Source organism: Aeromonas sp. 603404 (assembly GCF_049171775.1).
Taxonomy (GTDB): Bacteria; Pseudomonadota; Gammaproteobacteria; order Enterobacterales; family Aeromonadaceae; genus Aeromonas; species Aeromonas veronii_A.
Genome location: NZ_JAAKPE010000005.1, coordinates 209,880 through 222,523 on the forward strand (window position 1 = coordinate 209,880; position 12,644 = coordinate 222,523).

10 protein-coding genes are annotated in these 12,644 nt (G+C 61.5%); 4 read left to right on the forward strand and 6 right to left on the reverse strand.

Features of this window, described 5'->3' with window-relative positions:
* Nucleotides 1-31 precede the first annotated feature (31 nt).
* Together G5306_RS09705 and G5306_RS09710 are read right to left on the reverse strand one after the other, a co-directional pair.
* On the reverse strand, nucleotides 32-1,138 hold the full coding sequence (locus G5306_RS09705; RefSeq protein ID WP_421202767.1) for an anhydro-N-acetylmuramic acid kinase: 1,107 nt from the start codon (nucleotides 1,136-1,138) through the stop codon (nucleotides 32-34).
* Between the two features lie 123 nt (nucleotides 1,139-1,261).
* Nucleotides 1,262-2,587 carry a peptidoglycan DD-metalloendopeptidase family protein gene (locus G5306_RS09710; protein WP_421312790.1) on the reverse strand — a complete coding sequence of 442 codons (1,326 nt, stop codon included), beginning with the start codon at nucleotides 2,585-2,587 and terminating at the stop codon, nucleotides 1,262-1,264.
* Nucleotides 2,588-2,696: 109 nt separating this feature from the next.
* On the opposite strand from G5306_RS09710, the gene tyrS reads away from it, so the two are divergent.
* The gene (gene tyrS / locus G5306_RS09715) at nucleotides 2,697-3,896 is read left to right on the forward strand and encodes a tyrosine--tRNA ligase (protein ID WP_019445249.1); all 1,200 of its coding nucleotides are present in this window, start codon (nucleotides 2,697-2,699) and stop codon (nucleotides 3,894-3,896) included.
* 42 nt (nucleotides 3,897-3,938) lie between these two features.
* On the opposite strand, the gene G5306_RS09720 is transcribed toward tyrS, so the two are convergent.
* Entirely contained in the window at nucleotides 3,939-4,874 is a 936-nt protein-coding gene (locus G5306_RS09720) for a LysR family transcriptional regulator (RefSeq protein ID WP_319919378.1), read from the reverse strand.
* Between the two features lie 108 nt (nucleotides 4,875-4,982).
* Here G5306_RS09720 and budA point away from each other — a divergent pair, with 108 nt between their 5' ends.
* Together budA and alsS are read left to right on the forward strand one after the other, a co-directional pair.
* Nucleotides 4,983-5,777 (forward strand): acetolactate decarboxylase, encoded by a 795-nt coding sequence (gene budA, locus G5306_RS09725; RefSeq protein WP_005338506.1) that lies wholly within the window; start codon nucleotides 4,983-4,985, stop codon nucleotides 5,775-5,777.
* Nucleotides 5,778-5,795: 18 nt separating this feature from the next.
* Nucleotides 5,796-7,466 carry an acetolactate synthase AlsS gene (alsS, locus tag G5306_RS09730; protein WP_227342117.1) on the forward strand — a complete coding sequence of 557 codons (1,671 nt, stop codon included), beginning with the start codon at nucleotides 5,796-5,798 and terminating at the stop codon, nucleotides 7,464-7,466.
* Between the two features lie 114 nt (nucleotides 7,467-7,580).
* Here alsS and G5306_RS09735 read toward each other — a convergent pair whose 3' ends face one another.
* Together G5306_RS09735 and G5306_RS09740 are read right to left on the reverse strand one after the other, a co-directional pair.
* On the reverse strand, nucleotides 7,581-8,993 hold the full coding sequence (locus tag G5306_RS09735; RefSeq protein ID WP_076492884.1) for an MATE family efflux transporter: 1,413 nt from the start codon (nucleotides 8,991-8,993) through the stop codon (nucleotides 7,581-7,583).
* Nucleotides 8,994-9,066: 73 nt separating this feature from the next.
* Nucleotides 9,067-10,005, reverse strand: coding sequence for a LysR family transcriptional regulator (locus G5306_RS09740; protein WP_064338523.1), 939 nt, complete (start codon nucleotides 10,003-10,005; stop codon nucleotides 9,067-9,069).
* A 498-nt stretch (nucleotides 10,006-10,503) separates the two neighbouring features.
* On the opposite strand from G5306_RS09740, the gene G5306_RS09745 reads away from it, so the two are divergent.
* Nucleotides 10,504-11,796, forward strand: a complete 1,293-nt coding sequence (locus G5306_RS09745; RefSeq protein ID WP_005338498.1) for an HAAAP family serine/threonine permease — start codon at nucleotides 10,504-10,506, stop codon at nucleotides 11,794-11,796.
* A 91-nt stretch (nucleotides 11,797-11,887) separates the two neighbouring features.
* On the opposite strand, the gene G5306_RS09750 is transcribed toward G5306_RS09745, so the two are convergent.
* Entirely contained in the window at nucleotides 11,888-12,607 is a 720-nt protein-coding gene (locus G5306_RS09750; RefSeq protein WP_021229181.1) for a substrate-binding periplasmic protein, read from the reverse strand.
* Nucleotides 12,608-12,644 lie beyond the last annotated feature (37 nt).

Sequence of the window (12,644 nt, forward strand, 5' to 3'; positions counted from 1 at the left end):
GGCTGTCGTCATTTGCATATCTGGGGGATATCTAGGGTGCGGGGTAGAGAGCACCCAGCACAGCCGGACGGCTGGCGCCGGTGACGGCGGGCAGGTTGCCGGGTTTGTGCTTGATAAAGCGCTCCGCCAGCCAGGCAAAGGCTGCGCCTTCCATCCAGTCGGGCGCAATGCCCAGTTCGGCAGTGCTGGCGATGCGCCAGCCGGGCAGCAGGCTGGCCAATTCGCTCAGCAGCGGGGCGTTATGGGCGCCGCCGCCGCAGACAAACAGCTCGGGACGGGTTTGCGCCTCATTCGGGGCAGGCAGCTGGCGGGCGATGCTGTGGCAGGTGAGCGCCTGCAGAGTGCGCTGCACATCCGCCGCAGCATAGGGGTGGCCAGCCAGCTCGCCATCGAGCCACGCCAGGGTGAACATCTCCCGCCCGGTGCTCTTGGGGGCGGGGGCGGCGAAATAGGGGTGAGCCAGCAGCTTCTCCAGCAGGGCCGGGATTGGCTTGCCGCTGGCCGCCCACTGGCCGCCGGCATCGTAACCGGTCCCCTTGGGGTGATGGCGGCGATACCAGCCGTCGAGCAGGGTGTTGGCCGGGCCGGTATCGAAGCCATAGACCCCGTTGGCATGGCCCGGCAGCACCGAGATATTGGCGATGCCGCCGAGGTTCAGCACCACCCGCAATGCACCGGGGCGGGCAAAGAAGGCCTGATGGAAGGCGGGCACCAGCGGGGCCCCCTGACCGCCGAGGGCCATGTCCATGGTGCGAAAGTCGGCGATGACATCGATGCCGGTCAGCGCCGCCAGCAGGGCCGCGTTGCCGATCTGCAGGGTGAAGCCAAGCTGGGGGCGGTGGCGGATGGTCTGGCCGTGGCTGCCGATGGCGCGAATATCGGCGGGCGTGAGGCCCGTCTTGGCCAGCAGGGCGTGGGTGGCGGCGGCAAATTCGCGCGCCACCAGATTGTCGGCCACCCCCATGCGATCGATCTCGTTGTCGCTAGGGGTACAGAGCTCATGCAGCTCGTGGGCGGTGGGCCAGGGGTGGCTGAGGGCCGCCTCGACCCGCAGTTGATCCCCGTCGATCACCACCAGCACGGCGTCAATACCGTCCATGCTGGTGCCTGACATCAATCCGATATAGCGTTCAGCCATTGGCTCTCCTCACTCGCTGGTCGGGATAGTCCGCTTCCCGACACCGATGCAGCATGGCGCCGAGCCATGCGCAGGCAAAATAAAAAGGGCTGGCGGGGCTGCTACCCCGCCAGCCCTGATGGCTTAGTTGCCGCGGCTATCCCGCTTGTTCTGGGCCAGCTGCAGCTCGGGGCTGTCGAGCTTGGCCAGTTGCGGCATCGCCAGCTTTTTGAAGTTGGCCAGCTCGCGTCCGCTCAGGGTCTCTGCCTGCGGCAGGGTGAGGGTGCGCGGGTTCTTGTGAATGCCGCCCACCACGAACTCGTAGTGCAGGTGCGGGCCGGTGACGCGACCGGTGCCACCCAGAGTGCCGATGGTCTGCCCCTGCTTCACCCGCTGTCCCTTGTTGACGGTGCGTTTGGAGAGGTGCAGGTACTTGGTCACATAGTTGCCGGCATGCTTGATAAAGACGTAGTTGCCGTTGAACTGGTTGTAACCGGCGGCCACCACGCTGCCTGAGCCCGCCGCCATGATGGGGGTGCCCACTGGCGCCACATAGTCGATGCCGTTGTGGGGGCGGATCTTGCCGGTCACCGGATGGAGGCGGCGCGGGTTGAAGTTGGAGCTGATGTATTTGAAGTTGACCGGCGCACGCAGGAAGCTCTTGCGCATGGCTTTGCCTTCCGGGGTGTAGTAGTTGCCATCTTCATTGAGCACGGCGCGGTAGGCCGTGCCCTGGTTGACGAACTCGGCGGCCAGAATATCGCCGGAGGCGACCCGCTCGTCGTCGCGGAACTTGTCTTCATAGACCACCCGGAAGCTGTCCCCCGGCTGCAAGTCCTGGGCAAAGTCGATGTCCCAGCCGAAGATGGCGGCCAAGTCCATGATCTGATCTTCGGTCATCCCCGCATCCACCGCCGCGCCCCAGAAGCTGGAGCGGATCTCGCCCTTGCTCACCTGTTCGTGGGTGTCGAGGGCGATCTTGACGTTGCGGGCGACAAAGGTCTCCTCCTTGCGGCTCACCTTGAGCGCCTGCTCCAGACTGTGGGGGTAATAGAGGCTGTGCAGCTCGCCGTTCTCGGTGAGCTTGAAGGTGAGCTCCTGCCCAGGTTGCAGCATCCGCAGGGGATCGCTGCCCTCGAGCTGATCGATCAGGTGCAGATCCGTGGTGCTCAGGCCAATGCGCTGGAAGATCACCCCCATGTTGTCGCCACGGCGTACCTTCACCTGCTTGGTGATATAGCGTGGCTTGGGCGGGGTAACGGGCTGGGCGGCCTCGGCCGGCAGCTCGTCGTTCAGCGCGTTATCGTTAGCCGGTTCCCGCAGGGCAATTTCGTTGCCGTTTTCATCGACCCGTGTTGCTACTGCCTGTTCGCTTGGCCAGGCAGCCAGCATCATGATCATGATGCTCAAGATCAGCACCATCTTGCGGTGCCAGTGGGGGAGTGCGTTGAAGGCGTGCCAAATAACCATGAGAAGCAGATGAAGTCGGGCAGAATGGACGGATTTTACAGCCTTTCCAATTGGCCCGCCATTCCAGTAATATGTTTGGCCCTGTGGAATCGTGATGGAGAGTCAAAAAATGTCCCAGCTCGAGGTGGCGCTAGCCGAGATCAAGCGCGGAGCGGAAGAAATTCTGGTTGAAGAAGAACTTGTCGCCAAGTTGAAGGAAGGGCGCCCGCTGCGCATCAAGTTGGGCATGGACCCAACCGCCCCCGACATTCACCTGGGTCATACCGTGATCCTCAACAAGCTGAAGACCTTCCAGGATCTGGGCCATGAAGTGATCCTGCTGATCGGTGACTTCACTGCCATGGTGGGTGACCCCTCCGGCAAGAATGCCACCCGTCCGCCGCTCTCCGAAGAGGCCATCAAGCACAACGCCCTCACCTATGCCGAGCAGGCGTTCAAGATCCTCGACCCCGCCAAGACCCGCATCGAGTACAACTCGACCTGGCTGAGCGAGCTGGGTGCGACCGGCATGATCAAGCTGGCGGCCAAGCAGACCGTGGCCCGCATGATGGAGCGCGACGACTTCAAAAAGCGCTACACTGGCGGCCAGTCCATCGCGATTCACGAATTCCTCTATCCGCTGCTGCAAGGCTATGACTCGGTCGCGCTGAAGGCGGACGTTGAGCTCGGCGGTACCGACCAGAAGTTCAACCTGCTGATGGGCCGCGAGCTGCAAAAAGATGCCGGCATGGCGACCCAGTGCGTGCTGATGATGCCGCTCTTGGTGGGTCTGGACGGCGTCAAGAAGATGTCCAAGTCCGCAGGCAACTACATCGGCGTTCATGACGCTCCGGGCGAGATGTTCGGCAAGATCATGTCCATCACCGACGATCTGATGTGGAACTACTACGAGCTGCTCTCCTTCCGTCCGCTGGCTGAAATTGAAGAGTTCAAGGCAGGTATCGCGGCCGGTACTCTCAACCCGCGCGACGTGAAGATCTGGCTGGCCAAAGAGATCATCGCCCGTTATCACGACGAAGCGGCGGCCGAAGCGGCCCACGAAGATTTCACCCAGCGTTTCTCCAAGAACGCCATTCCGGACGAAATGCCGGAAGTCGAGCTGGCACTGGAAGGTGAAGGGCTGGCCATTGCCAACCTGCTCAAAGAGGCCGATCTGGTGGCCACCACCTCCGAAGCGCTGCGGATGATCAAGCAGGGCGCAGTCAAGGTGGATGGCGAGAAGCTGGAAGATGGCAAGGCACTCATCGGTGCCGGTACCGCCGTCTATCAGGTCGGCAAGCGCAAGTTTGCCCGGGTGACTGTCAAATAAGCAGTACCGTCAAATAAGCCGTCGCATCAGGCAAGCTGGTCATCAAACCGGTTCAAGCTTGTTCAACAGGGCCTCCTTCGGGAGGCCTTGTCGTATCTGGGCGGCACGGATCTGGGCGATAAAGTGTCGCAGCACGGCACTGCTTGGGTGTGGCCGTGTCGCCAGACTGATGCTGGTCATCATGCCGTTGCCCTCAATGGGGTGATAACTGACCCCGAGCGGACGCAACGCCGCCACCGAGCTGGGCACCAGAGTCACGCCAAAGCCCGCCTGCACCATGCCGACGGTGGAGATCACCTGTGGGCATTCGGGCCCCAGTATCGGCTCGAACCCCGCCTCCCGGCAGAGACCCACGATGCCGTCATAGAGCCCGGGCCCGATGGCGTGGGGAAACAGAATAAGACTCTCGTCCTTCAGGCTGGCCAGTGGCAAGGGGCCCGGCTTGGCCTTGGGGTGGCTGGTGGGCAGGGCGATCAGCAGCGGCTCCTGCTCGATAAGGTGATGGGCAAAGCCCTCGCTACCCCGGCAGGGCAGCCGCAAGATGGCGGCATCCAGCCGATCGTTGCGCAGCGCCTCCACCAGTGACGGCATGGTGCCCTCCTGCGGGCTGAGAGCCACCTCGGGGTAGCGCTCCCGGTAGTCGTGCAGCAGGGTCAGCACCGCAGGGTGGAGCACGGTGGAACCGGCAAAGCCGATCCGCAGCGCCCCCTGCTCGCCCCGGGCAATCCGCTTTACCTTCAGTTTTGCCGCATCGGCCAGCGCCAGGATCTGCGCCGCATCCCGATAGAGGCTCTCGCCAGCCTCAGTCAGCTCGACACTGCGGGTCAAACGGCGCAGCAGCGGGGTGCCCAGGGTCTCCTCCAGCTTGCGGATCTGCTGGCTCAGCGGCGGCTGGGCCATGTTGAGTGATTCGGCTGCGCGGGTGAAATTCTGCTTTTCAACAACGGCCATGAAGTAGCGGAGCGTACGAAGTTCCATATCGATTGAGTCTCAAAGTCATGGGATCAGCGTATTGGTGTTGAAATGTGAACCAAGTCACCATTGGATCCGAACGCTAACAGGATTCACGGTGGAGGTGAAACCCGAATGGAACATATTGCAACATCTGACAGTGCCGGGTGCAGCTGTGCCCTCGAAGTGAGCCAGCAGTTTTCCCGCTGGCGCAGGCAGCATGACGGCGGTGAGATCTACCAGAGTTCCCTGATGAGCGCCCTGCTGGCGGGGGTCTACGAAGGGGAGACCACCATGAGCGAGCTGCTGCGCCACGGCGACTTTGGCCTCGGCACCTTCAATCACCTCGATGGTGAGCTGATCGCCTTCGAGCGGCAGATCCACCAGTTGCGCTCCGATGGCTCGGCCCGGCCCGCCCGCGCCGATCAGAAGACCCCCTTTGCGGTGATGACCCATTTTCGCCCCTGTCTGGAGCGTCGCTTCGATCACCCCCTCAGCCGTGACGAGATCCACCAGTGGGTGGATCGGCTGGTGGGCTCTGACAACGTCTTCGTCGCCCTGCGCCTCGACGGCCAGTTTGAAACGGCCAAGGTCCGTACCGTGCCGCGCCAGGAGCCCCCTTATCGCCCCATGCTGGAAGCCATCGAACAGCAGCCGCTGTTCCGCTTTGCCGCAGTGGCGGGGACTCTGGTGGGTTTTCGCTGCCCGCCGTTCGTGCAGGGGGTCAATGTGGCGGGTTTTCACGAACATATGATCACCGCCGATCGCAAGGGGGGCGGCCATCTGCTCGACTACACCATGGCCCACGGCACCCTGCGACTTTCTGTGGTGCGTCACCTCAATCTGGCCCTGCCATCGGATCCCGCTTTCCGGCAGGCCGACCTCAACCCCGCCGATCTCGATCGCGCCATTCAGGCCGCCGAAGGCTGATAGACAAGGAGCAATATCATGGAAAACAGACAATGGAAGTGCGGTGCCGAGCTGGTGGTTCGTCATCTGGAGGCGCAAGGGGTCAAGCAGGTGTTCGGGATCCCGGGTGCCAAGATTGACCGGGTGTTCGATGCGCTGGAGGACTCCCCCATCGAGACCATAGTGGTGCGCCACGAGGCGAACGCCGCCTTTATGGCGGCCGCCGTGGGGCGCCTCACCGGCAAGGCGGGGGTGGCGCTGGTCACCTCGGGCCCCGGCTGCTCCAACCTTATTACCGGGTTGGCGACGGCCACCTCGGAGGGAGACCCCATGGTGGCGCTGGGCGGTGCGGTGCGCCGTGCCGATGGCCTCAAACTCACTCATCAGAGCATGGATACGGTCAACCTCTGCCGTCCGGTCACCAAGTTCAGTGCCCAGGTCAACAGCGGGGCGGCGATCTCGGAAGTGATGGCCAACGCCTTTCGCGCCGCCGAGCTGGGACGGCCGGGGGCGGCGTTTGTCAGCCTGCCGATGGATATCATCAACAAGCCGGTGAAGGGCAATGTGCTGGTGCCTCGGGAAGTGCCGGAGCCGGGCTGTGCCGATGAACAGAATATGGAGCAGGCATTGACCCTGCTGCGCAACGCCCAGAATCCAGTGGTGCTGCTCGGCCTGATGGCGAGTCGGCCGGAGAATGCCGAGGCAGTGCGCGCCTTCCTCGACAAGGTGCGGCTGCCGGTGACCGGTACCTATCAGGCTGCCGGGGTGGTGGACAGCTGCCACTTCGATGACTTTGCCGGACGGGTGGGGCTCTTCAACAACCAGCCGGGGGATCAACTGCTGGCAGGGGCCGACCTGGTGATCTGCATCGGCTACAGCCCCATCGAGTACGACCCCGTGCTGTGGAATGGCGACCGGGAGCGGCGCATCCTCCATATCGACGTGCTGCCTGCCGATATCGACAGCAGCTACTGCCCGACCGCCGAGCTGGTGGGGTCGATCCGCGCCAACCTGTTGCAGCTGACCCGCATCATGGGCAATCCGAAAATCCGCCCCCCCGAGGTGGATCGGCTGCTGCAAGGGGTACGTCAGCAGCGGCTGCGACTGGCGATGCGGGCCGATGATATGCACGGCAATCCGGTTCACCCCTTGCGTATCGTGCGCGAGCTGCAGGATCTGGTGCGCGACGACATGACCCTCTGCGTCGACATGGGCAGCTTCCATATCTGGATTGCCCGCTACCTCTACAGCTTCCGCGCCCGTCAGGTGCTGATCTCCAACGGTCAGCAGACCATGGGGGTGGCACTGCCGTGGGCCATCGGCGCGGCGCTGGTAAGGCCGGGTGAGAGGGTGATCTCGGTATCGGGGGATGGCAGCTTTATGCAGTCGAGCATGGAGCTGGAGACGGCGGTGCGGCTCAAGAGCAATATCGTCCACATCATCTGGGTCGATAACGGCTACAACATGGTGGCGATGCAGGAGCAGCAGAAGTATTGTCGCACCTCTGGCGTCTCTTTTGGCCCCATCGACTTCAAACGCTATGCCGAATCGTTCGGGGCGGCCGGGTTTGCGGTGCGCTCGGCCGACGAGCTGCGCGCCACCCTGCGGGCCGCGCTGGCGGTGGAGGGGCCTGCTGTGGTGGCCATTCCGGTGGATTACTCCGACAACCCGGGGCTGATGGCCCAGCTCAGGCCAGAAGTATTGGCATAGTGTGGGCAGCAGTGCTGGCCTGAATCCTCGAGTAAGGGCAGGCAGACCCGCCCATATAGCAGAAACCGGCATCAGGGGATGCCGGTTTTTTATTGTTTTGCGGGATGGGTGGTCTTAACGGGCCAGCTGGACGGCGGCGCGTGCGCGGGCAGGTTGCGGGCGACGCTTGTTTTTTGGCGCGCAGGCCATCTTCAGGCGCAGCCACTCGCGCCACAGCAGCCAGCAGAGCGGCAGGGTGAGCAGCAGCACGGTCGCGGGCTGGGCCATCAGCACCCCATCACGACCCCACAGTTGTGGCAGCAGGAAGATGAGCGGCAGCAGCAACACGGTTTTGGCGATGGAGATGACCAGCGCCTGACGGGTACGCGCCATGGATTGCAGCAGCACTATGCCGAACATGATGATCCCCTCCAGCGGAATGGCGCCGAGGTTGAGGGTCAGGCTGCTGATGGCAGCGGCCAGCAGTTCGGGATCCTTGTCGCCGGTATAGAGCATGGCGACCTGTCCCGGCAGCAGCTGGATGGTGAGCCACACCAGCATGCCGTAGATAAAGGTGAACTTGAGCCCCATCTCCATGAGGTACTTGAGGTTGCGGTGGCGCTTGGCCCCCGCCGCTTTGCTGATGAGCGGCTGAATGCCGAACGCCAGCCCCTGCAGGATGACGATAAAGACCGCCTCGGTGTAACCGGCAACGGTAAAACCCGCCAGATCCTTCACATTGCCATACACCATCAGCTGGCTGTTGTGCAGCATCAGCAGCAGGCCGAGGTTGAACTGGGCAATCAGGCTCGGCAGGCCGGTAAAGAGCAGGTGCGGCATGGCGGGGAGGTTGGGCACCAGATCCCGCCAGCTGAGGCGCAGCCGCGCCCAGGGGGTAAAGAAGTAGCCAAGGCCGATCAGGCTCACCGCACCCTCTGCCATCAGGGTGGCTTGCGCAGTCCCGATCAATCCCAGCCCCAGCCGACCCACCATGATGTAGTTGAGGATGATATTGAGCACGGCGCCGCTGCTCACCAGCACCATGGCCAGTTTCGGGCGGCCATCGTTGCGCAGCAGATAGGGCACCGCCAGATTGCTGGCCAGCAGCAGGGTACCGCCGCCAATCCAGGTTAGGTAGTCGCTTGCCTGTTTCCAGGTCTCGGTGCCCTGTTCAATCCCCAGCCCCAGCAGGATATCGGTGTGGGTGTAATAGAGCAGCACCGGCGCAACGCCCCCGAGTCCGGCCAGCAGCCAGAGGGCGTTGACCAGCGCCTGACGGGCCAGCTTGTCGTTTTTCGCCCCTTGCTGGAAGGAGATGGCAGTGGCGGCCCCCATGCTGATCATGGCGGCCAGACCAATCAGCACCATGATTACCGGATAGACCAGGTTGATCCCGGCGAGGCCAGCGGCACCGACATAGTGGCCGACGAAGATGCCGTCGATGAGGTAGTAGGCCCCCGAGACCAGCATGGCAAGAATGGAGGGGAGGGCGTAAGCCCAGAAGCGACGGGTCATGGCCCGTTGCCGCAGTGTTAAATAGGCAGACATATCTGTTCTCTCGGGGAGTTCGATTATCGAACAGCTAGTCTAGATTAATACTTATTTGGCGATAATCAGGGTTTCACTTGATGAATTGCTGAGTATTACTCATTAATCCGGGGTTTTGGTAGTGGGCCTTGAGCATGTCGATCAGGATGCGCAGGCCGCTGCCCAGTTGATGCCGACTGGGATAGAAGAGGTAGAAGCCGGCAAAGGTGGGGCACCAGGGCTCCAGCACGGTGAGCAGTTTCCCTTCCGCGACTTTTTGGCTCACCTCCTCTTCCAGACAGTAGGCGAGCCCCAGCCCCGCCTCGGCGGCGCCCAGATAGAGGGCTGGGGTGCTGGTAGTGAGCGGCCCGGTCACTTCGATCTCCAGCATGGTGCCATCGGCGGCAAAGGCCCAGCGATAGTGATGGTGCGGGGTGAGGCGATAGCCGATGCAGGCGTGGCGGCTCAGCTCGCTCGGGTGCTCCGGCGTACCGTGCTCCGCCAGATAGGCCGGGGAGCCCACCACCAGATAGCGCTGGGGCGGGCCGAGGGGGATGCCGATCATCTCCTTGGGCAGCAGATCCCCATAAAAGAGCGCGGCATCGTAACCATCTTCAATCAGCCGGGGCATCAGCTCCTGCTCCACTACCTCCACCTGCATCCGCGGATAACGGGCCAGATAGTCGATCAGCACAGGTGCCAGCAGACTGTCGATGGCGCCGCGGGGGGCGCAGAGTTTGAGTCGACCCACCGGTTCATCGCTGTTGCGGGCCAGCTCGCAAAGCGCCTCTTCAAGAGTATTGAGGGTGGGGAGCAGCTGCTTGAGCAGCCGCTGGCCCGCTTCGGTCGGTACCACGGCGCGGGTACTGCGGTTGAGCAGCCGCACCCCCAGACGGGCTTCCAACCCTTTCAGGCTGTGGCTGAGGGCGGAGGCGGAGACCCCGAGTTCGAGGGCGGCCTTGCTGAAACTGCGGTGACGGGCGACGGCGGCAAACACCGCCAGTTCGGCGAGATCGGTACGGGTAATGGTCATCATCAATCAACAAAAAGGCGTGAGTCACAAGGGTACGCCAAGGCCGTGTCGCACACAATCCGCGCTAAACGGGTGGCTTGTTGCAAATATGTAGCTGCTCGCAGGCCATTGATTCCAGTGAAACTAAGTTGAATTGTTAAAAAAAACTCACAATAAGGCGCCTTGAGTGTGATCTTGGTCGTCCGAAAGGCGACCAAAATCAAACTTTGGTTGATTAATTCAAAAAAACGCTGTGATTAATAAGGGCATTTAATTAAAGTCAGCCCATCAAGAGTGGTGCACGTTAATCGGTTGTTAAGTGAGACGGGCGCCGACCCTCAGGGTCAAAATCTCGCACTGTTGTTTGTTGCAATCCTGTTGTCACAAGGAGTGATGGCCAGGTTGCCGGGGGGCGAGAGGTTAATATCAAGGACGGACAGCAGGCGTTCCAGGGAGATGGAACCGGGCCAAGGCCCGACCAAACAAGAATCCCATTTTCCTAGATGACAGGAACAACGTATGTCTGACATGAATATTGCAGCTGATGGTCGTTTAGCCAGCAACACCTCCCGCGGCGTCAACAAGGCCGATGTGGTCTGGATGCTGGGTCTGTACGGTACCGCGATCGGTGCCGGTGTGCTCTTCCTGCCAATCAACGCCGGTGTAGGTGGCCTGTGGCCGCTGGTTGCCATGTTGATCCTGGCGCTGCCGCTGACTTTCTTTGCTCACCGTGGTCTGACCCGCTTCGTGCTGTCCGGCTCTACCCGTGATGGCGACATCACTGAAGTAGTAGAAGAGCACTTCGGCAAGACCGCAGGCAAATTCATCACCCTGCTCTACTTCTTTGCCATCTACCCGATCGTGCTGATGTATTCAGTCGCCATCACCAACACCGTCGAGAGCGTGATTGTTCACCAGCTGGGCATGTCTGCACCTCCCCGTGCCGTTCTGTCACTGGCTCTGATCCTCGGTCTGATGGCGGTTGTTCGTCTGGGCGGCCAGGTTATCGTCAAAGCGATGAGCGTGCTGGTATTCCCGTTCGTGCTCACCCTGATGGGTCTGGCGTTCTACCTGATCCCGCACTGGAACGGTGCCATCATCACTGAAGCTCCGGCCCTGTCCGACGCCTTCAACGGTGACTTCATCAAGACCCTGTGGCTGGCTATCCCGGTAATGGTATTCTCCTTCAACCACTCCCCGATCATCTCCTCCTTCGCGGTGGACAACAAAGGTCGTTACGGTGAAGGTGCCGAGAAGAAGTGCAGCAACATCCTGCTGGGCGCCCACGTCATGATGGTGATGACCGTTATGTTCTTCGTATTCAGCTGCGTACTGAGCCTCTCCCCGGCTGACCTGGCTGCTGCCAAAGAACAGAACATCTCCATCCTGTCCTACCTGGCCAACCACTTCGATAACCCGGTTATCGGTACTGTGGCTCCGCTGATCGCCATGGTTGCCATCAGCAAATCCTTCCTGGGTCACTACCTGGGGGCGCAAGAAGGCATGAACGGCCTGATGGCCAAGGCGCTGCGCGAGAAGGGCAAGAACGTTGACACCAAGCAACTGAACAAAGTCACTGCCGTGTTCATGATCCTGACCACCTGGGCCATCGCTACCATCAACCCGAGCATCCTCGGCATGATTGAAGACCTGGGCGGCCCGATCATCGCAATGCTGCTGTTCCTGATGCCGATGTACGCCATCACCAAGGTTCCGGCCATGCGCAAATACGCTGGCAACATCAGCAACGGCTTCGTGACCATCATCGGCCTGATCGCCATGTCCGGTATCATCTACAAGCTGATTGCCTGATAACTCCGGTTACCAAGTTGAATGAAGAAGCCGCCTCGCAAGAGGCGGCTTTTTTTATGGCTGTTTGGGGCGCCGAGCGGATGCGGTATCGCTACTTCATCAACTTCTTCACCTCGTCGCTGGCCAGCGCCTTGTTGAATTTGTCCCGTGCCTCTTTCCCCTTGGCAGAGTTGGTAAAGCAGACGTGGAGAGACTTGTCCTCGAGGATCTTGCCGTTGAAGCCGAGGTTGGCGGCAACGTCCTTGAGCTGGGGATCGCTCTCCAGCAGATAGGTCATCACATTCTGGTCGATAACCGCCAGATCGAGCCGACCGTTGCCGAGCTTGAGCAGGTTCTGGCTGTCCGAGCTGGTGGCATCGGCCGAGAGCGCCTTGCTGGCCACTTTTTCGTCGAACTCGGTGGTATTCACATAGCCGGTGACGACACCAATTTTCTTGCCCTTGAGGTCATCAAGGCTCTGCCAGGTGACCGGCTGATCGGCTCGCTGGGCAAACCCGAGGGGGCCGTTACCTATGGGGTCGGAGAAGAGGCAACTGCTCTTGGGGTCGAGATACTCGGGGAAATAACCCAGTACCTCGGGGTTGTTGGTCGCCTCGTCCACGGCCCGTTGCCAGGGATAGAACTTGATAGTCAGCGGGTCGCCAGCCAAGGCAAAGGCTGCAGTCACCACCTGACTGCTCTTGCCCTGTTCAGGGAGGCTGGCGCTGGTGTAAGGGGGCCATTCAAGGCTGGTCAACACCGCCGCCTGCGCGGCCGTCATGCCGAACAAGGGAAGAGTGGCCAGGGCGAGGTGCTTCCATTTCAGGCTCATAGAGATAACTCCTTGTGGTCAAACACCCCTTAAAGAT